This is a genomic window from Streptomyces yaizuensis (assembly GCF_034961445.1).
Classification (GTDB): Bacteria; Actinomycetota; Actinomycetes; order Streptomycetales; family Streptomycetaceae; genus Streptomyces; species Streptomyces yaizuensis.
Genome location: NZ_BSBI01000007.1, coordinates 249,922 through 267,294, shown reverse-complemented (window position 1 = coordinate 267,294; position 17,373 = coordinate 249,922). Strand labels below are relative to the sequence as shown.

Annotated in this window: 16 protein-coding genes and 6 tRNA genes; 10 read left to right on the top strand and 12 right to left on the bottom strand. The window is 74.8% G+C overall.

Features of this window, described 5'->3' with window-relative positions; genetic code table 11:
- The first annotated feature begins 17 nt into the window (after positions 1 to 17).
- Entirely contained in the window at positions 18 to 3,182 is a 3,165-nt protein-coding gene (locus tag SYYSPA8_RS18850) for an SCO7613 C-terminal domain-containing membrane protein (RefSeq protein WP_323448376.1), read from the top strand.
- Positions 3,183 to 3,365: 183 nt separating this feature from the next.
- Here SYYSPA8_RS18850 and SYYSPA8_RS18845 read toward each other — a convergent pair.
- Together SYYSPA8_RS18845 and SYYSPA8_RS18840 are read right to left on the bottom strand one after the other, a co-directional pair.
- Positions 3,366 to 3,437, bottom strand: a tRNA-Val gene (locus tag SYYSPA8_RS18845).
- 54 nt (positions 3,438 to 3,491) lie between these two features.
- The gene (locus SYYSPA8_RS18840; RefSeq protein ID WP_323448375.1) at positions 3,492 to 3,965 is read right to left on the bottom strand and encodes a TIGR02611 family protein; all 474 of its coding nucleotides are present in this window, start codon (positions 3,963 to 3,965) and stop codon (positions 3,492 to 3,494) included.
- 190 nt (positions 3,966 to 4,155) lie between these two features.
- Here SYYSPA8_RS18840 and SYYSPA8_RS18835 point away from each other — a divergent pair, with 190 nt between their 5' ends.
- Both SYYSPA8_RS18835 and SYYSPA8_RS18830 read left to right on the top strand, forming a co-directional pair.
- Positions 4,156 to 4,569, top strand: coding sequence for an SsgA family sporulation/cell division regulator (locus SYYSPA8_RS18835; protein WP_003959770.1), 414 nt, complete (start codon positions 4,156 to 4,158; stop codon positions 4,567 to 4,569).
- A 210-nt stretch (positions 4,570 to 4,779) separates the two neighbouring features.
- Positions 4,780 to 5,337: a CGNR zinc finger domain-containing protein gene (locus SYYSPA8_RS18830; protein ID WP_323448374.1), complete on the top strand. Its 558-nt coding sequence runs from the start codon at positions 4,780 to 4,782 to the stop codon at positions 5,335 to 5,337.
- Positions 5,338 to 5,412: 75 nt separating this feature from the next.
- Here SYYSPA8_RS18830 and SYYSPA8_RS18825 read toward each other — a convergent pair whose 3' ends face one another.
- Together SYYSPA8_RS18825 and SYYSPA8_RS18820 are read right to left on the bottom strand one after the other, a co-directional pair.
- The gene (locus SYYSPA8_RS18825) at positions 5,413 to 5,601 is read right to left on the bottom strand and encodes a hypothetical protein (protein ID WP_323448373.1); all 189 of its coding nucleotides are present in this window, start codon (positions 5,599 to 5,601) and stop codon (positions 5,413 to 5,415) included.
- A gap of 125 nt (positions 5,602 to 5,726) precedes the next feature.
- Positions 5,727 to 6,200: a hypothetical protein gene (locus tag SYYSPA8_RS18820; protein WP_323448372.1), complete on the bottom strand. Its 474-nt coding sequence runs from the start codon at positions 6,198 to 6,200 to the stop codon at positions 5,727 to 5,729.
- 257 nt (positions 6,201 to 6,457) lie between these two features.
- On the opposite strand from SYYSPA8_RS18820, the gene SYYSPA8_RS18815 reads away from it, so the two are divergent.
- Positions 6,458 to 6,973: a DsbA family protein gene (locus SYYSPA8_RS18815; RefSeq protein WP_323448371.1), complete on the top strand. Its 516-nt coding sequence runs from the start codon at positions 6,458 to 6,460 to the stop codon at positions 6,971 to 6,973.
- 17 nt (positions 6,974 to 6,990) lie between these two features.
- Here SYYSPA8_RS18815 and SYYSPA8_RS18810 read toward each other — a convergent pair whose 3' ends face one another.
- The 3 genes from SYYSPA8_RS18810 to SYYSPA8_RS18800 all read right to left on the bottom strand — a co-directional run bounded on the left by SYYSPA8_RS18810 (position 6,991) and on the right by SYYSPA8_RS18800 (position 9,824).
- Positions 6,991 to 7,830, bottom strand: a complete 840-nt coding sequence (locus SYYSPA8_RS18810) for a GNAT family N-acetyltransferase (protein ID WP_323448370.1) — start codon at positions 7,828 to 7,830, stop codon at positions 6,991 to 6,993.
- 69 nt (positions 7,831 to 7,899) lie between these two features.
- A complete protein-coding gene (locus tag SYYSPA8_RS18805) occupies positions 7,900 to 8,742 on the bottom strand; it encodes an aminotransferase class IV (RefSeq protein WP_323448369.1) in 843 nt (280 codons plus the stop codon).
- Positions 8,739 to 9,824: a chorismate-binding protein gene (locus SYYSPA8_RS18800; RefSeq protein WP_323448368.1), complete on the bottom strand. Its 1,086-nt coding sequence runs from the start codon at positions 9,822 to 9,824 to the stop codon at positions 8,739 to 8,741. The genes SYYSPA8_RS18805 and SYYSPA8_RS18800 overlap by 4 nt, the downstream gene beginning before the upstream one ends.
- Before the next feature lie 178 nt (positions 9,825 to 10,002).
- On the opposite strand from SYYSPA8_RS18800, the gene SYYSPA8_RS18795 reads away from it, so the two are divergent.
- The 5 genes from SYYSPA8_RS18795 to SYYSPA8_RS18775 all read left to right on the top strand — a co-directional run bounded on the left by SYYSPA8_RS18795 (position 10,003) and on the right by SYYSPA8_RS18775 (position 10,504).
- Positions 10,003 to 10,075: transfer RNA gene (locus SYYSPA8_RS18795), tRNA-Gly, on the top strand.
- A 35-nt stretch (positions 10,076 to 10,110) separates the two neighbouring features.
- Positions 10,111 to 10,184, top strand: a tRNA-Cys gene (locus tag SYYSPA8_RS18790).
- 1 nt (position 10,185) lies between these two features.
- Positions 10,186 to 10,257: transfer RNA gene (locus SYYSPA8_RS18785), tRNA-Val, on the top strand.
- Positions 10,258 to 10,287: 30 nt separating this feature from the next.
- Positions 10,288 to 10,359 (top strand) — tRNA-Val (locus SYYSPA8_RS18780).
- Positions 10,360 to 10,429: 70 nt separating this feature from the next.
- Positions 10,430 to 10,504 (top strand) — tRNA-Val (locus SYYSPA8_RS18775).
- Between the two features lie 53 nt (positions 10,505 to 10,557).
- Here the strand turns inward: SYYSPA8_RS18775 and SYYSPA8_RS18770 are convergent.
- From SYYSPA8_RS18770 to SYYSPA8_RS18760, 3 genes are all read right to left on the bottom strand, one after another.
- Positions 10,558 to 10,896, bottom strand: coding sequence for a TFIIB-type zinc ribbon-containing protein (locus SYYSPA8_RS18770; protein WP_323448367.1), 339 nt, complete (start codon positions 10,894 to 10,896; stop codon positions 10,558 to 10,560).
- 78 nt (positions 10,897 to 10,974) lie between these two features.
- Entirely contained in the window at positions 10,975 to 11,931 is a 957-nt protein-coding gene (locus SYYSPA8_RS18765) for a phosphotransferase family protein (RefSeq protein ID WP_323448366.1), read from the bottom strand.
- 342 nt (positions 11,932 to 12,273) lie between these two features.
- Positions 12,274 to 12,480 (bottom strand): hypothetical protein, encoded by a 207-nt coding sequence (locus SYYSPA8_RS18760; protein WP_323448365.1) that lies wholly within the window; start codon positions 12,478 to 12,480, stop codon positions 12,274 to 12,276.
- A gap of 762 nt (positions 12,481 to 13,242) precedes the next feature.
- Between SYYSPA8_RS18760 and SYYSPA8_RS18755 the strand changes: the two genes are divergently transcribed.
- A complete protein-coding gene (locus SYYSPA8_RS18755; protein WP_323448364.1) occupies positions 13,243 to 14,445 on the top strand; it encodes a serine/threonine-protein kinase in 1,203 nt (400 codons plus the stop codon).
- Positions 14,446 to 14,462: 17 nt separating this feature from the next.
- Here SYYSPA8_RS18755 and SYYSPA8_RS18750 read toward each other — a convergent pair whose 3' ends face one another.
- Positions 14,463 to 15,281 carry a TrmH family RNA methyltransferase gene (locus SYYSPA8_RS18750; protein WP_323448363.1) on the bottom strand — a complete coding sequence of 273 codons (819 nt, stop codon included), beginning with the start codon at positions 15,279 to 15,281 and terminating at the stop codon, positions 14,463 to 14,465.
- Between the two features lie 63 nt (positions 15,282 to 15,344).
- A complete protein-coding gene (gene cobA, locus SYYSPA8_RS18745; protein ID WP_323448362.1) occupies positions 15,345 to 16,595 on the bottom strand; it encodes a uroporphyrinogen-III C-methyltransferase in 1,251 nt (416 codons plus the stop codon).
- Positions 16,596 to 17,373 lie beyond the last annotated feature (778 nt).

The following is a 17,373-nucleotide window of genomic DNA, read 5'->3' as shown; positions in this document are numbered from 1 at the left end:
CGGGACACACTGCGGCCATGAAGAATGGCACCACCCCGGGGGCGCTCGCCGAGGAACTGGCGCGCGTCGACCGGGAACTGACCCACCTGGACGCGCACCGGCAGCGGCTGCTCGCCCACCGGTCCCGGCTGCTCGCGGCGCTCCACCCGCCGGCGACCGCGCCGGCCCGGAGCAGGGCCGACTCCACCGGAGCGGCCGCCGGGACGTCCGCCGAGACCTCCACCGCGCGGACGCAGAACACGCTGCTGACCCTGGGCGGGGTGCTGCTCGCGGTGGCGGCGATCGCGTTCACCCTGGTCGGCTGGGGGCAGCTCGGCATCGGCGGGCGCTCCGCCGTGCTGGCGGGCGTGACCGCGGCCGCGCTGGGGGCGCCGCCGTTCCTGCTGCGCCGGGGCCTGCGCTCCACGGCGGAGTCGGTGGCGGCGCTGGGGCTGGCGCTGACGGTGCTGGACGCGTACGCGCTGTACCTGGTGGCGCTGACGGACCTGGACGGGCTCGCCTGCGCGGCGGGGGCGGCCACGGTGCTGACGGCGCTGTGGGCGGCGTACGGGAGGGCGGTGCCCCGGCTGCGGGTGCCGCTGCCCGCCGCTGTCGCCATGGCGCAGTTCCCGCTGCCCGCCTGGGCGCTGTACGCCGGTCCCGGCCGCGCGCTGGACTGGGCGCTGCTGCTGACGGCGGCGGGGTCCGCCGGGCTGGCGGCACGGGCGGGCCGCCGGACGGTCCGCGCGGTGGCGGCGGCGGGCGCGGCGGTGACGGGCGGCGGCGTGCTGCTGCTCGGCGGCCTCGACGCGCTGGCGGCCACCGCCCCGGCCGGGGCGCTGGGGCCGGCGGCCCTGCTGGCGGCCGCGGCCGTCGTCGCCCTGGCGGCGGCCCGGGGCACGGACCGGGCGGGCCTCGCCCTCGCGGTCATCGCGGGCCTGGCCCTGGTGACCGGCGCGGGCTCGGCGGTCCGCACAGCGCTGCCGGACGGCTGGGCGGTACCGGGATATCCGCTGGTGGCGACGGTCCTGCTGGCTGCGGTGGCCCTTCCCGGGGTACGGGAGCGACTGGCCCGGCCGCTGCGGGCGGGGCTCGCCCTGGCGGCGGCCGGGACGCATCTGGCGGCCCTGCTGTCGGCGCTGCCGCCGCTGCTCCTCGCCCTCACCGGGCCGCTGCGGACCTCGCAGCCGTGGACCGGCCCCGGCCCGGACGCGCGAACGGTCCTGGGCTCCGACGTGCCGGGCGCACCCCCGGCGGCGGCGACGGCGATCCTCCTGCTGGCGGCCCTGACCCTGGTCCTGACGACGCTCCGGCCCGCGCTCTCCCGGGACGTCCGGCGCGCGTGGGCGCGGACGACGGCCCGGTTCGGCTCCCCCGCCGCCGAAGGCGTGGGTTCCGGGCCGTGGACGAAACTCGCGCCGGCCGCCGGCCTGCGGCAGTACCCCGGAACCGCCCCGGAGCGACCCGCGCCCGGTACGTCGGGCCTCGCCACGTCGGGCCTCGCCGCGGAACACACGCCTCCGGCGACCGGGAACGCGACCGCCCCGACCGTTGAGCGCCGGAACACCGTGGCCGCGCGGACCGGGGAGACCCCGGCCGGGCCGGAAGGCCCCGTACCAGGCGACCGGAGCACCGGCACGCCCCCTGGCCATGGCGCGGAGGACCCGGTGCCCGGCACGCCCCACCACGGACCGGTCGGCACGACTCGGGCCACGGCGCCGGCGAGCGCCACAGGGGCGGCCGACGCACGCCGTCCTTCCGCGACGGCTGGAGGCAGCGATCCAGCGCCCACGCGGACCACCCGGACCAGGCGGACGCCCATGGGCTCCGGCGAGAGCGCCACTGCCCCCACCGGACGGCCGCACCAGGGCCGGGACCACGCCGCCCCGACCGGCGGGGTCCGGGACACCGGGGACGTCCACGCCGAAGAGGCAACCCCCGGCGGCACAAGCACCCTCAGGCCCGCAGGGCCGGAAAGCCCCGTACCCGGCGGTACGGGCACCCACACGCCCGCCGGGCCGGAGCAGACCGGGAAGACCTCGCCCGGTGCGCCGGACGACCGGGGCCGGAGCGGGGCCGGGCTCGTCGGGGCCGGGGTCCTGGGGTGGGGGGCGCTGTTCCTGGTGCCCGCCGCCGTCGGGGCCGGGTTCGTGGCGACCCTCGCCGTCCAGGTGCTCGTGACCCTCGCCGCCCTGGCCGTCGCCGTGCGGCCCGCGTGGCCGGCGGGCACCGCCACGGCCGCCGGTGGCGTCGCCGTCGGGTGCGCTCTCGGCGGCGGCGCGAGCACGGCCCTGCTGGCGCTCGCGACCCGGCCCGCGACCTTCACCGTGCTCGGTGTCCTCGTCGCGGCGCTGCTCGCCGGGGCGGTGGCCTCCCGGGTCGGCGGCGCGGTCCGTTCGGCGGTGGTCTGCGGGGCGGTCGCCTCCGGTACCGCGCTGCTGCTCGCCGTCGGCCCGGCGGCGGGCTGGGAGGCGCACCGGGCGGGTCCGCTGGTCCTCGTGGTGCCCGTGCTGGTGGCCCTGGTCGCCGGCCGGCTGGGCGATCACCCGGTGTCGGTGCCGCTGGAGGTGTCCGGGGCCGTTGCGGGGCTCGTCGCCGCGCAGGCCGCGCTGGCCCACCCGCCGACGTTCGCCCTGGTGTGCGCCCTCGGGGGCGTGATCGCGGCGGGCACCGCGCTGCGGCCCGAGCGGCGCCGGATCGCCGCCCCGGTGGCGGGGGCGCTGTTCCTGCTCGCGACCTGGGTGCGGCTGGCGGCGTGGGAGGTGACCGTTCCGGAGGCGTACGCCCTGCCGGCGGCCGTCCCCGCGCTCGTGGTCGGTCTGGTGTGGCGGCGGCGGGTGCCGGGGACGTCGTCCTGGCGGGCGTACGGGCCGGGGCTCGGCCTGGGTCTGGTGCCGGGTCTGGCGGCGCTCCCCGGTGACGGCGGGTGGACGCGTCCGCTGCTGCTGGGGCTCGCGGCCCTGGCCGTCACGCTCGTCGGCGCGCGGCGGCGGCTCCAGGCGCCGCTGGTGCTCGGCGGGGCGGTGCTGGCGCTGGTCGCCGGGAACGAGCTGGCGCCGTACGTGGTGCAGGCCGTGGACGCGCTCCCGCGCTGGCTGGCGCCCGCGCTGGCCGGTCTGCTGCTGCTGGCCGTCGGGGCCACCTACGAGCAGCGGCTGCGGGAGGCCCGCCGGCTGCGCGGGGCGCTGGGCCGGATGCGCTGAGCGGCTCCCCCGCCCGGACGGCCCGGTCCTCGCCCGTACGGGTGGGGGCCGGGCCGTCCGGCGTATGGCCGAGGCCGCCGCGGGATTCGCACAGAATCAAACACGCGCCGTCGAAAGGCGGGCCGGAACGGCAAAAAGAACGAGGGTGGAACGGTTGTGTGAACCGTTCCACCCTCGTATCGGTGGGCGATACTGGGATCGAACCAGTGACCTCTTCGGTGTGAACGAAGCGCTCTCCCGCTGAGCTAATCGCCCGGGCGCACCGCAAACATTACCGCATGTCAGCGGGTGCCTGGGACCATGCGGAGGTCAGGATTCGATCTTCCACGGCAGGGTGATGCCGAACTTCCAGAGGTAGAGCCCGGCCAGGACCGCGCAGATCACACAGCCGACCGTGGTGAGGATGATGTTCCGCCGCCGTACGCGGGGGTCGAGGGCGCGCTGGGCGGCCTCGCTGACCTTGCGCTTGGTCCAGCGCAGCACCAACTGCGCCCAGACGAACTCGGTGGCCCAGATCGCCATGCCGGCGAAGATCACCACCCAGCCCGGTCCGGGCAGCACCAGCATCGCGACTCCGGCGGACACCACCGCCAGACCTGCCACGAAGACGCCGACCTGCCAGCTCACGTGCAGGGTTCTGCGCTTCTTGATGAACTCCGGCGCGCGGGACCCGAGCGGCCTCTCGGCCGGCTGCCCGCTCTCGGCCGGGGCCGCCGGGCCGTCCTGCGCCGGCTTCGCACCGTCCGCCACCACGACCTCCAGGCCGTTACTCCCCGTATTCATGCTCGTCAATCTACCTGACCCAGCGGAGTCACCGGAATGGTCCCAGGGTACGAACAATGGCTCCGCCGTTGGGGGTACCTAAAGGCACCCAAAACCCTCAGAGGGGTTTACAACGGCACCGTAGGTGGCATGTCGATTTCGCCGACGTGCGAATCCCCGAGCGCACACTGAGCGAAAGGCCCTGGCGCTTATGAACACCACGGTCAGCTGCGAGCTGCACCTGCGCCTCGTTGTATCGAGCGAGTCCTCACTGCCTGTACCCGCGGGCCTGCGGTATGACACGGCCGATCCCTATGCCGTGCACGCCACCTTCCACACCGGAGCCGAGGAGACGGTCGAGTGGGTCTTCGCCCGCGACCTCCTCGCGGAGGGCCTGCACCGGCCCACCGGCACGGGCGATGTCCGCGTCTGGCCGTCCCGCAGCCACGGCCAGGGCGTCGTCTGCATCGCGCTGAGTTCCCCCGAGGGCGAGGCCCTGCTCGAAGCCCCCGCGCGGGCCCTGGAGTCGTTCCTGAAGCGGACCGACGCCGCCGTCCCTCCCGGCACCGAGCATCGTCACTTCGACCTCGATACGGAGTTGTCGCACATCCTGGCGGAGAGCTGAGCCAGGCCCAGCGCCGCACGGCGCCGTCCTACTCGGGGAGACGGCGCCGCGCGGACAACCGCACAGGGAACACAACCGCATAGAGCGCACCCCCCTGGCGTCGTGGCCGCGCATTCGCGCGCGGAGACGGCGCCTATGCGTGTTCGTCCGAACCGCTAGAGTCAGCGCAATTCGGCGGGCACCGGCCCGCAGCAGGCCAGGGAGCGAATCGTGCTGATCCCTCACGACACCAGAATTGCGCTCGACGCGGTCATCGATCTGGTGAACACCGCACCGGAAAGCGATCAGGCCGACGGGCTGGCGGATGTCGCGGCGCTGCGCGAATTCGTCCGCAGACACCACATCAGCGATGTCGGTGAGCTGGGCCGAAAGGATCTGCGGGCGGTACACGGCGTACGGGCCCGTTTCGCGGAGGTCTTCGCCACGGCCGACAGCGCGGTCGCCGCCGCACTGTTGAACGACCTGGTGGCCGCGGCGGGCACCACACCGCAGCTCACCAATCACGACAACTACGACTGGCACGTGCACTACTTCGCGCCGGGTGCCTCGATCGCCGACCACCTCGCCGCCGACTGCGGGATGGCGCTGGCGTTCATCGTGGTCGCGGGCGAACAGGAACGGCTGCGGCGGTGCGAGGCGCCGGACTGCGGGCGGGCCTTCGTCGATCTGTCCCGCAATCGCTCCCGCCGCTACTGCGACAGCCGGACCTGCGGCAATCGGCTGCACGTCGCCGCCTACCGCGCCCGCCGGCGCGAAGCGGCCGGCTGAGCCCCCGCCGGGGGCGGACACCGGGGGCGGACCCGCAGGGAACACCGGTCCTCAAGCTCACAACGGTCACAACGGTCACAACAGGAAGAGATCGTGGACGGCGGCCATCAGCAGCAGCACGCCGATGACGGTCAAAAAGATCATCAGGGGTGGCTGGGAGAGCGCGAAGAGACAGCCCTGCGGCTCCTGCGGCGTCTTCGCCCTCTTCGGCTTCTTCGGATCATTCGCGGGTGCGGAGGCCTGGCCCCCGGAGGTATCGAGCATCTCGGGCCGATGATGGCGCAGCACACGCCCCGGCGATCACCCAACACGCGTCCCGGGACGGTGAGTTCGTCACCCACGCACCCCGCGCACCGCCGCCCGGTACCCGGGTGACCCGGCGGGCGGCGTCAGATGCCGTGCTTCTTGAGGATCGCCTCGATGTCGCTGAAGTCCTCGCCCGGGGCGGCCGGCTGACGCCTGCCCTGCGCCGCGCTCTGCTGCGCGGGCCGCGTCCGCTCCCCGCCGGCCGCGCCGCGACCGAGGGACGGCGCCGACGCGGCGGGCGCGACGGCCTCCCGGCGGGCGGCGGCACGGGCCGCCTTGCGCTCCTTGCGGCCGGGCACACCCGAGCGCCGCTCGGCGGCCCGGACCCCCGCGAAGAGCGCCCAGGCGCCGCCCAGCAGACCGAAACCGATCCAGGCGGTCGGGCTGAAGGCGGTGTCCACGGCCCACTGGACCGCCCCGGTCAGCACCAGACCGAGCGGTACGAGGGAGTACGCCGCGATCCGGGCCGCCGCACGGAACCGCTTGCGGTACGCCGTGATCCCGGCGATGCCCAGGCCCGCCGCCGACGCCGCGGCGCATATGGTCTCGGCAATCATCGGGTCCTCCTGGCTTCGGCGTTCATGTACGGGGGCGCCCGCCGGCCGTGCCTGTGCCGCAGCCGGCGGCGACGGCATGAACGGGTACGTCCCTTCCATCCTGCCTCCATCCTGCACCGTGGGACGGGGTGCGGGCCACGGCCACGGGCCGGTCACGTCGGATCCCAGGGATTTCTCCGGGGCCTTCTCCTCCCCAGGTCGGGGGCGCGGGAGGGCCGGCGGGCCGGGACAGGGGCCCGTCCTGGGAGACTGGTCCCATGAACGACTCCCCCGCCGGCCGGCCCACCGCCCCCGTCGTCCTCGACCTGTGGTGCGACCTCTCCTGCCCCGACTGCCTCACCGCCCTCGACGACGTGCGCGCCCTGCGCGAGCGGTACGGGGACCGGCTGGAGATCCGGCTGCGCCACTTCCCGCTGGAGAAGAACAAGCACTCCTACGCCAGCGCCCAGGCCGCCGAGGAGGCCGACGCCCAGGGCCGGGGCCGGGAGTACTACGAGGCGCTGCTCGCCCGCGTCGCGGAACTGCGCGAGCGGGGCGAGCCGGTGCTGCTGGAGACCGCCCGCGACCTGGGGCTCGACGCCGAGGAGATCGACACGGCGCTGATCGACGGGCGGCACACCCTCACCGTCGACGCGGACCAGGCCGAGGGCAAGGCGCTCAAGGTCACCGGCACCCCCACCTATGTCATCGGCGGGGAGCGGCTGGACGGCGGCGTGAGCCAGGAGGGCCTGCGGGCCCGGATCGAGGAGATCGCGGACCGGCTGCTGGGCTGAGACCCGCACCGGCGGGGTCAGAGCAGCGGCTTGGCGTGGTGGACCTCCACCGTCCGGTAGCCGAGCGAGGTGTAGAGCCGGAGGGCCGGGGCGTTGTCCGCGAAGACGTGCAGTCCGAGCAGGCGCAGCCCCGCCGCGAGCGCGCACCGCTCGGCCACGAGCATCAGCGCGCGGCCGTGGCCCCGGCCCCGGTACTCCTCGGCGACCATCACGTCGTACACCCACATCCCCCGCTCCCCGGGCCGCACCTCGCGCGGCGCGAGCCAGAGGAAGCCGGCGGGCACGCCGTCGTGGACCAGGGTCTCCAGCCGGACGCCGGGGGTGTCCGGTCCTTGCGGCAGTACCCCGGCCCGGTCGGCGGCCGCCTTGGCGCGGGCCCGTTCCAGCGGGAGGCCGTGGGCGGCCAGGGCCCGGGCATAGCCCTCGGTGGCGGACTGGGCCCAGGCCGTGTACTCACCGCGGCTGATCGGCCGGTGCGTGGTCCCCGGCGGCAGCGCGGGCGGCGGGCCGTCGAGCGCCTTCGCCATGGCGCGGCCGGTCCCGGTGTAGCCGAGCGCGGCCGCCAGCCGGGCGGCGGCGTCCGCGCCGGACGGCACGGAGACCTGCACCGTGTCGCAGTCCCAGCCGCGCAGCACCTCCTCGGCGGCGAGGGCGGCGATGGTGCCCCGGCCCCGGCGCCGTGACGGCTCGTCGATCCACAGGTCGCGCACGGTGCCCACGCGCGCGCCGTCGGAGGGGACGGCCGCGACGGTGACCCGGCCGACGGGCCGGCCGTTGTCGCAGACCTCGTAGAGGCGGGAGCGGCCGCCGTCGGACTGCCGCTGGATCGGCCCGGTGGGCCGCAGGGTGGTGGTCATCAGAGGTGTTCTACCGGGCCCCGGGCCCCGCGTCACGGGATTTAACGCCCCGTCCGGTATCCGGGCCGCTCAGGGCAGCCGGGGGTCCGCGTCCGCCGCCGCGCGCTCCAGGAAGACGGCCAGCGCCTTGGCGGTGACCGGTCCGGGGGCCCCGGCGGCGGGCCCGCCCACCGGCCGCCCGTCGATCCGGTCGACGGCCTGCACGTCCCGCAGGCTGGAGGTGAGGAAGACCTCGTCGGCGCGGTCCAGCACGTCGAACGGCAGCTCCGTCTCCCGGGCCCCGGTCCACTCCACGACCAGGGCGCGGGTGATGCCCGCGAGGCAGCCGGAGGAGACCGGCGGGGTGTGCAGTTCGCCGTCGAGGACGACGAAGACATTGGAAGCGGTGCCCTCGCAGAGCTGCCCGACGGTGTTGGCGAACAGGGCCTCGCCGGCTCCCTGCCCGGCCGCGCGGGAGAGCGCCATGACGTTCTCGGCGTACGAGGTGGACTTCAGCCCGGCCAGGGCGCCGCGCTCGTTGCGGGTCCACGGGACGGTGATCACGGACGCGGTCGGGGGCCGCGAGGGCAGCGGTCCGAGCGCGACCATCAGGGTGGGTTCGCCGGCTCCGCGTTCGGAGCCGAGGGGGGCGGTGCCGCCGGTGTAGGTGACGCGCAGCCGGCCGCGCTCCACCGGGTTGGCCCCGATGACGGCGGCGCAGGCCCGGCGGATCTCGTCGTGGTCCGGTTCGGGCAGGCCGAGGGCCCGTGCCGAGCGGGAGAGCCGTTCGAGGTGGAGCGTGAGGGCGAAGGGCACGCCCCCGGTGGTCTTCATCGTCTCGAAGACCCCGTCCCCGACGGTGAGGCCGTGATCGAGCGCCGACACCCGGGCGTCGGCGGCCGCCTTGAGTTCCCCGTTGATCCACAGCTTCATCCGGCCGCACCTCTCAGCGGTTGCGCGAGCCCGCCACCGGGCTCCCCGTCCTCGGGAGACGACGCTATCGCGAGCAGTCGGGACGCCTTCAGCTCGGTCTCCGCCCACTCGCGTTCGGGGTCGGAGCCCCAGGTGATGCCGGCGCCGGTGCCGAAGCGGAGCAGGGCGCCAGCGCCCGGGGCCCGGTCGATCCAGAAGGTACGTATCCCCACGGCCAGCTCCCCGGTGCCCCGGTCGGCGTCGACCCAGCCGATGCCGCCGCAGTAGGGGCCGCGCGGGGCCCTCTCCAGGGCTTCGATGATCCGCAGCGCGCTGGATTTCGGGGCGCCGGTGACCGAGCCGGGCGGGAAGGTGGCCGCCAGCAGCGCGCTCCAGCCCTGCCCGGGGGCCAGCTCGCCGCGGACCGTGGACACGAGGTGGACCAGTCCGGGGTGGGGCTCGACCGCGCACAGCTCGGGGACGGTGACGCTGCCGGTGGCGCAGACCCGGCCGAGGTCGTTGCGGACCAGGTCCACGATCATCACGTTCTCGGCGTGGTCCTTCTCCAGCAGATCCGCCGCCGTCCGGCCGGTGCCCTTGATCGGCCCCGACTCCACGGTCGTCCCGGTGCGGCGCAGATACAGCTCCGGCGAGGCCGTGGCGATCTCCACCCCGTGCGCGGGGAGGCGGATCGTTCCCGCGTACGGGGCGGGGTTGCCCCGGGCCAGCAGCGCGGTCAGCGCGTCCACGTCGGCCCGGTCCGGGTCGGGCAGCGGCGCGGAGAGCACCCGGCAGAGATTGGCCTGGTAGACCTCGCCCGCGGCGATGTGCTCGCGGATCCGGCGGACGCCCGCGGTGTAGCCGGCCCGGTCCAGGGAGGAGTTCCAGGCGTCCCTGGCGGGTCCGCGCCACTGTCCGGGAACCGCCGCCGGGACGGCCTCCCGGTGGACGCGGTCGAAGCGCGCGCAGGTCAGAGCGCCCTCGAAGTCGGCGGCGACGGCCCAGAAGCCGGCGGAGTCCAGGGCCTCCGGATCACTCGTGACATCACGGAGTCCGGTGGCGACAAGGGGCCCGAAGCGGGCGAGGGGAGCGAGGTCGTGCACGTCTGCGAGTCTATGACCGGCGCGAATGGGCCGTCGGACGGGAGCCGCGCCGGGCCGCCCGGAGCGCCGCGGGGCGAGCACACGTCAGCACGCTGCGGAAACGCGTTTTTGTACTGGCTCAGGAATCCGCTAGAGTTCAACACGTAGCCGGGACGCGGAAGCGAAACGGAAAAGACACGCGGACGTAGCTCAGTTGGTAGAGCGCAACCTTGCCAAGGTTGAGGTCGCCAGTTCGAACCTGGTCGTCCGCTCGATGTGGGGGATCTTCCCGAGCCCCTGCGCTCCGGGTGGAGTGGCCGAGAGGCGAGGCAACGGCCTGCAAAGCCGTCTACACGGGTTCAAATCCCGTCTCCACCTCCAAGGACGATTAGCTCAGCGGGAGAGCGCTTCCCTGACACGGAAGAGGTCACTGGTTCAATCCCAGTATCGTCCACTGGAACCGCTGTTCATCAGAGGTTTCCCCGCGCGATTAGCTCAGCGGGAGAGCGCTTCCCTGACACGGAAGAGGTCACTGGTTCAATCCCAGTATCGCGCACGCAAGCCCTGTCATCTGCGGGTAACCGCAGGTGAAAGCCTTCTGGATCCACTCGGTCCGGATGGTTCCCGCGCGATTAGCTCAGCGGGAGAGCGCTTCCCTGACACGGAAGAGGTCACTGGTTCAATCCCAGTATCGCGCACCACCGAAAACCCCCGGTCGCCCTTGCGGCCGGGGGTTTCGTGTATGCGGGGGCGGTCAGGAGGAGAAGAGCATCCGGCCGAATCCGCGCTGGTGGTGGCCGCCGTGGTGGCCGTGGCCCTGCGGGTGACCGCCGTGTCCGTGACCGCCGTGGGCGGGGCCGTGCGAGCCGGGCCCCGGGGGGTACGCGCCACCGGGCTGCGGAGCGCCCCAGGCCGGCCCACCGGGCGCCGGGGGCGGCGGCGGGGCCTGCCCGGTCCACTGCGACTCCAGCCGGGTCAGCGCCTCCAGCTCGCCGTAGTCGAGGAAGATCCCCCGGCAGCCGCCGCACTGCTCGATCTGGACGCCGTTGCGGTTGTAGGTGTGCATCGGTGCGTGGCACTTCGGACACTGCATGGTCGTGGCTCAGCTCCTCGCGGTCGATCGCGCTGCGACGATCACATGGCTGTGATCATCAGAGCTGAGGACGGCGCCCTATACCGGAGCGGTTCCGTCCGGATGGACCGGGAGCGAGGCGATCCGGTCGCACGCGCCGATCACGGCGAGATCGTCCTCGTCGGGTTCGCGCCGCTCGGCGGCGGCCCGGACCAGGGCGAGGGCGGCGGTCTGGACGGTCAGGGCGCGCGCCGGGACGTCCAGCCACCGCCACGGGTCCTCGCCCGGGTCCACGGCGGGGCCCCGGGCGGCCGTGTACGCGCCGAGGAAGCGCCGCCACACCTCCCGGGGCAGCAGCCCGGCCGCGTACCAGGCGGCGGGGCGGGCCAGATCCCAGGTCGGGTCGCCGATCCCGAGGTCGTCGACGTCGATCAGCAGCCAGGGGCCGCCCGGCGCGGGGTGGCGCACCAGCTGGCCCAGGTGGAGATCGCCGTGGCAGAGCCGGCGGCGGGGAGCGGGCGCCGCGCCGCGCGCCCAGGCCGGGAGCCGCGCGCAGGCGGCCTCGACCACGGCAGCGTACGGATGGCGGCCGGCCCGGGCGCGCATCCGGGCGAGGGCGCGCACCACCTTGGCGGGGCCGCGCGCCGGCGGCAGCGGTCCGGGCAGGGCCGCCGGGTCCACCCGGTGCAGCCGGGCGAGGAGGACGGCGGTCTCCTCCCAGGGAGCGGCACCGGGGTCCCGCGGGTCGACGGGCAGCCCGTACGGCCAGGCCGTGACGGGTCTGCCGTGGGTCTCGCGGGCGCTCAGCGGCAGCGGCGCCAGCAGGATCCCGGCCAGCCGCGGGTCGGCGGCGACCGCGATCCGTACCCGGTGCGCGGCGGGGTCGGTGTCCGCCGCGTGCGCCTTGGCGACGGCAGGGCCATGGCGGACGACGACCCCGTCGTCGCGTTCCGCGAGGACGCTCTCGTCCGTCCCGCACCCCCCGCACTCCCCCGGTCCGGTGTGTGCCGCCTCCCGTGCGGCTCCGGCGAGCGCGCTGATGACAGCTGTGGTCACGGTCTCCCCCCGCTGCTGTAAAGATCCCCTGCGGGGAGCCTACGTGTGGCCCCCCGCCCGGTCCGGCGGCGGGACCGGGGCGTGAACCCTTTTCCGGGACGGCCCGGAATTGCTCTCGCTCGCACGGTTGGGCCGGTATCGCCCCCGTCTGGGCCGTGTCCGTGGCACATCCGGGGCGTGTCCGGGCCGTGTCCTGGCGGCGTCCCGGCTGCGGACAGCGCGATGGCCGGTCAGCTCCCCAGCTGACCGGCCATTGCCTGCCGTCCGCCGCACCCCCGTCCCCACGGGGTTATTGGCCGGATGTCCCCGACCCGGACCGCTCTTCCGGGTCCGGGGCGCCGCTCAGCGCCCCAGCATCACGCCCACGGACGACGCATGTGTGACCACCGCTTCCCAGCCGCCGAAGGCGACCACGAGAAAGGCGGCCAGAGGGAGGACCATGGCGGTCGCCACCAGCGGGTGCCGGTGGCCGGACGGGCCGGCGCCGGGCGTCGCCGAGGCGCCGTGCCCACGCGTGCGGACCAGGGTCCGCGATGCCGTGTCCGCCATGGCTCCTCTCCTCTCGTTGGCAGCGGCGGGTGTCTGACCTCGGGGGACGAGTGCTTCACCCGCCGCTTGAGAACAAGCCTAGGCAGCCGGGAGGGGCCGGACGTCATGCCCGCGTACCGATTGGCGGGCCTCCCGGAGGATGAGCCACCGCCCTTCGGTGTACTCCCCTGGGTGGAGACGGTGCCCCCGGCATGGGGGGCTTCCCTGACATCGCCCGCGGGCGGGGCGACGACCGCGCGCCGGTGGCCCGCGCCCGGCCGGGGCAGGTGTCTTTGGGCTCTGGGGCGGGCCGGTTCCGGGGGCCCGGGAGCGGGTGACTTCGCTCACTCCCCCGGCCCCGGGGGCGGGGGGTACCCCGGTCCGGGGCCTTGCCCGGCTTGCCACGACTTCGTCCGTCCGGGCGCCGCCCGCCGCCCCCGCGGGGGGCCGGGCCCCTCGTACCCCACCGGCCCAATCCCCGTCGCCGCACCGCCCGTTGGCGCGAACCGTCGGCCATCATGTCCAAAACTCGCCGCTGCGAGCCTCCTTGGGGAGCCGCCGTCCCCCCGGGACAATCGATCGATCACGGAGGGCGCGGCCTATGAGCGCGCCGGGGCAGGGGTACGTAAGCTGTGCCACGGCGAAACGGACGATCAACCGGCGGAGCGGGGCTTGCCCGGCCCACCGGGTACGGGGTGGGGGGCCGACCCCCATCCACTCGGCAGGGCGGGGATCTCCCGCCGCAGGCAGGGGGGTGGCCCCACCCCCAGGTAGGGGACGGACATGGCGATGATGCGGCTCCGGCGCGAGGATCCGCGGGTCGTCGGCTCGTTCCGGCTGCACCGGCGGCTCGGCGCCGGCGGGATGGGCGTCGTCTATCTGGGCTCCGACCGGCGCGGCCAGCGGGTCGCGCTGAAGGTGATCCGGCCCGACCTCGCCGAGGACCAGGAGTTCCGCTCCCGCTTCGCCCGCGAGGTCTCCGCCGCCCGCCGGATCCGGGGCGGCTGCACCGCCCGGCTGGTGGCCGCCGATCTGGAGGCGGAGCGCCCGTGGTTCGCCACGCAGTACGTCCCCGGGCCCTCCCTGCACGACCGGGTCGCCGAGGAAGGCGTGCTCCAGGCCGCCGAGGTGGCCGCGATCGGCGCGGCGCTCTCGGAGGGGCTGGTCGCCGTGCACGAGGCCGGTGTCGTCCACCGCGATCTCAAGCCGTCCAACATCCTGCTCTCCCCCAAGGGCCCCCGCATCATCGACTTCGGCATCGCCTGGGCGACCGGCGCGAGCACGCTCACCCATGTGGGCACGGCGGTGGGCTCCCCCGGCTTCCTCGCCCCCGAGCAGGTGCGGGGCGTGGCGGTCACCCCGGCGACGGACGTCTTCTCGCTGGGCGCGACCCTGGCGTACGCGGCGACCGCCGACTCTCCGTTCGGGCACGGCGGTTCGGAAGTGATGCTCTACCGGGTGGTGCACGAGGAGGCGCAGCTCCAGGGGGTGCCCGACGCGCTCGCGCCGCTGCTGCGGGCGTGCCTGGCGAAGGATCCCGAGGAGCGGCCCAGCACCCTCCAGCTCTCCATGCGGCTCAAGGAGATCGCGGCCCGTGAGGCGCAGGGCCTGGTGGAGACCCGGCCGCCGGTGCCCCGCGAGCGGATCGACACCGACCGGCCCACCACGCGGTACCAGGAGCGGCCCGCCCGCCCGGCGGCATCGGCCCGTACCGAGCGGCTGGACCGGGGCGAGCGCACGGAGCGGCTGGACCGGGGCCCCGAACGGCGCCCCGCCGCGCGGCCGAAGTCCGGCCGGAACAGCGGCTCGCGGTCCCGCCCGTACCCCGCGCGCACCCCCGGGCGATCCGGCCCCGCGTCCGGCGTACGGACCAACGGGACCGGGCGGCGGCCCGCCAACCCGAGGCTGCTGCGCCAGCGGATCGTGGTCTTCTTCGTGGTGACCCTGATCGTCGCGCTGGGGATCGCGGCGGCGCAGAAGCTCTGAGGCTCTGTCCGCCCCGGTCAGGTCTGGGGGCGTCCCGCGGTGACCGCGTAGAAGGCCACCGCGGCGGCGGCCCCCACATTGAGCGAGTCCACGCCGTGCGCCATCGGGATGCGGACCCATTCGTCCGCCGCCATCAGCGCCTGGTTGGAGAGGCCGTCCCCCTCCGCGCCCAGCATCAGGGCGACCCGCTCCATCCGGTGCGGCGCGACCTCGTCGATCGCCGCCGCCTTCTCGTGCGGGGTCAGCGCGAGCAGCGTGAACCCCGCCTCCCGTACCGCTTCGAGCCCCTTGGGCCAGCCGTCGAGCCGGGCGTACGGGACCGAGAACACCGCGCCCATCGACACCTTCACCGAGCGGCGGTACAGCGGATCGGCGCAGTCCGGGGAGAGCAGCACCGCGTCCATGCCGAGGGCTGCGGCGCTGCGGAAGATCGCACCGATATTGGTGTGATCGTTCACCGATTCCATGATCACCACCCGGCGGGCGGTGGTCAGCAGCTCGGCGGCCGTCGGCAGGGCCGTGCGCTGCATGGAGGCGAGCGCGCCCCGGTGCACGTGATAGCCGGTGACCCGCTCCGCCAGCTCCGGGCTGACCGCGTACACCGGCGCCGGCAGCTCGTCGATCACGTCCCGCATGACATCGACCCACTTGGCGGAGAGCAGCATCGACCGCATCTCGTACCCGGCGTCCTTGGCCCGGCGGATGACCTTCTCGCCCTCGGCGATGAACAGCCCCTCGGCGGGTTCGCGTCTGCGGCGCAGCTCGACATCGGTCAGGCCGGTGTAGTCGCGGAGCCGGGGGTCGTCGGGGTCCTCGATGGTGATGAGATCAGCCACAGGGTGATACTGCCTTCTCCGGGGTGCGGTGCCAACGCCTGGATCCAGGCGTGTTACTGGTGGTTACGCCGACGGGCGGGCCGACGGCGCGACCCGGTCGCCCAGCGCGACGACCTCGCCGATGACGATGACCGCCGGCGGACGCACATCCTCCGCGGCGACCACGCCGGCGACCGTGGCGAGCGTCGCGTCCACCCGGCGCTGCGCGGCGGTCGTGCCCTCCTGGATCAGGGCGACCGGCGTGTGCGGCTCCCGCCCGTTCGCCACCAGGGTCTGCGCGATCGCACCGATCTTGTCGACGCCCATCAGCACCACCAGGGTGCCACGAAGCCGGGCGAGCGCGGCCCAGTCCACGAGCGAACGGTCGTCGTCCGGCGCGACATGGCCGCTGACGACGGTGAACTCGTGCGCGACCCCCCGGTGCGTGACCGGGATGCCGACCGCGCCCGGCACACTGATGGAACTGGAGATCCCCGGCACCACCGTGCACGCGATACCGGCCTCCGCGAGCGCCTCCGCCTCCTCCATGCCCCGGCCGAAGACGAACGGGTCCCCGCCCTTGAGCCGGACGACCGCCTTCCCCGCCTTCGCATGCTCGATCAGCGCGGCGTTGATCGCCTCCTGCGCCATGAACCGCCCGTACGGGATCTTCGCGGCGTCGATCACCTCGACATGCGGGGGCAGCTCCGCGAGGAGATCCCGCGGACCGAGACGGTCCGCGATGACGACATCCGCCTCCGCGAGCAGCCGACGGCCCCGGACCGTGATCAGATCCGGGTCACCCGGGCCCCCGCCGACCAGCGCGACACCGGCCGCCCGCGTACGGTGCTGGGGCGCGCTGAGCGTACCGTCGCGCAGACCCTCCACGATCGCGTCCCGCAGCGCGGCGGACCGGCGCGGATCCCGGCCCTGCGGGTCCGCCGTCAGCACGGCCACCGTGACACCCTCGGAACGGCCCGTCGCCGGAGTCCACGCGGTCGCCGCGTGCGCGTCGTCCGAACGCACACACCAGACACGACGGCGCTCCGCCTCCGCCGACGCACGGGCGTTGGCCTCCGGGTCGGTCGTCGCGATCAGCGCGTACCAGGCACCCTCGAAATCCCCGTCCGCGTAACGGCGCCGCTCCCAGCGGATCTCGCCCGCGGTGACCATCGCCTCCACGGACGGGGTCGCCGACGGCGACACCAGCACGATGTCCGCGCCCGCCGCGATCAGCGCGGGAAGCCGGCGCTGGGCGACCTGCCCGCCACCGAGGACGACGACACGGCGCCCGGCGAGGCGGAGTCCGACGGGATAGGCGGGGTGATCGACCATGACGGTGGTGCTCCTCGGGCGGGCGGTGCCACCGGGGCGAAGCGGCTGGTGGCGACGGTCTTCCGGGCCAACTCTACGATGCGCCGCCCCCCTTCCCGGACCTGGCCCCGACCCCCCGCGGCCTCGCGCTGTCCGACCCGTGTCGGTACGTGTGCGTGGCGCTCGTCCGGGGTTCCGGTGGCTGGCCCGTGTCGGTACGGGTGCCCGCACCCTCTTTTCCCCCGGCTCGGGGTACCGGCCTGCTGCGCTGGCTTCGTGGGTGGGGGGTGCAGGGTCGCCCCCGCAGGGGATCGGCGGGAAGTCCGGCGTGCGTTGACCGTGGGCCTTCGGTCCGCCGACCCCGAGGAGGTGAGCCCGGAGGCCCCCGCCAACCCGCACCACACCCGCACCCGGGACCACCCGAACAAAACCCAGCCTCGCCGACGATCACCCGAGCAAAACTCAGCCTCGCCGGCGATTGAGGCGCAGGGGTTCGGGGACTGGTCCCCGACACAGGCCCGCAGGCTGGGGGTGCTGGTCCGTCCTCAAACTCCCCCAGACTTCGTCCGGGGGGACCCCCAGGGGCTGAATTGCTCGGGTCGTCGTCGGGGGCCAGCCCCCGAGGCCCCCGCGCCTCAAACGCCGGCGAGGCTGAATTTTGTGCGGGTCGACCCGGCCCGGGTAGTGGTGCGGGTTGGCGGGGCCTCCGGGCTCACCTCCTCGGGGTCGGCGAGCCCACTCACCAGGTCCCGTGCGGGTCGGCCTCCGCCGATCCCCTGCGGGGGCGACCCTGCACCCC

Excerpts from the sequence above, each read along its gene's own strand:
- SYYSPA8_RS18805 (WP_323448369.1), bottom strand. The coding sequence starts at position 8,742 with ATGAAGCTGTGGATCAACGGGGAACTCAAGGCGGCCGCCGACGCCCGG.
- SYYSPA8_RS18835 (WP_003959770.1), top strand. The coding sequence starts at position 4,156 with ATGAACACCACGGTCAGCTGCGAGCTGCACCTGCGCCTCGTTGTATCG.
- SYYSPA8_RS18815 (WP_323448371.1), top strand. The coding sequence starts at position 6,458 with ATGAACGACTCCCCCGCCGGCCGGCCCACCGCCCCCGTCGTCCTCGAC.
- cobA (WP_323448362.1), bottom strand. The coding sequence starts at position 16,595 with ATGGTCGATCACCCCGCCTATCCCGTCGGACTCCGCCTCGCCGGGCGC.
- SYYSPA8_RS18820 (WP_323448372.1), bottom strand. The coding sequence starts at position 6,200 with ATGATTGCCGAGACCATATGCGCCGCGGCGTCGGCGGCGGGCCTGGGC.
- SYYSPA8_RS18810 (WP_323448370.1), bottom strand. The coding sequence starts at position 7,830 with ATGACCACCACCCTGCGGCCCACCGGGCCGATCCAGCGGCAGTCCGAC.
- SYYSPA8_RS18825 (WP_323448373.1), bottom strand. The coding sequence starts at position 5,601 with ATGCTCGATACCTCCGGGGGCCAGGCCTCCGCACCCGCGAATGATCCG.
- SYYSPA8_RS18850 (WP_323448376.1), top strand. The coding sequence starts at position 18 with ATGAAGAATGGCACCACCCCGGGGGCGCTCGCCGAGGAACTGGCGCGC.
- SYYSPA8_RS18840 (WP_323448375.1), bottom strand. The coding sequence starts at position 3,965 with ATGAATACGGGGAGTAACGGCCTGGAGGTCGTGGTGGCGGACGGTGCG.
- SYYSPA8_RS18755 (WP_323448364.1), top strand. The coding sequence starts at position 13,243 with ATGGCGATGATGCGGCTCCGGCGCGAGGATCCGCGGGTCGTCGGCTCG.
- SYYSPA8_RS18760 (WP_323448365.1), bottom strand. The coding sequence starts at position 12,480 with ATGGCGGACACGGCATCGCGGACCCTGGTCCGCACGCGTGGGCACGGC.
- SYYSPA8_RS18770 (WP_323448367.1), bottom strand. The coding sequence starts at position 10,896 with ATGCAGTGTCCGAAGTGCCACGCACCGATGCACACCTACAACCGCAAC.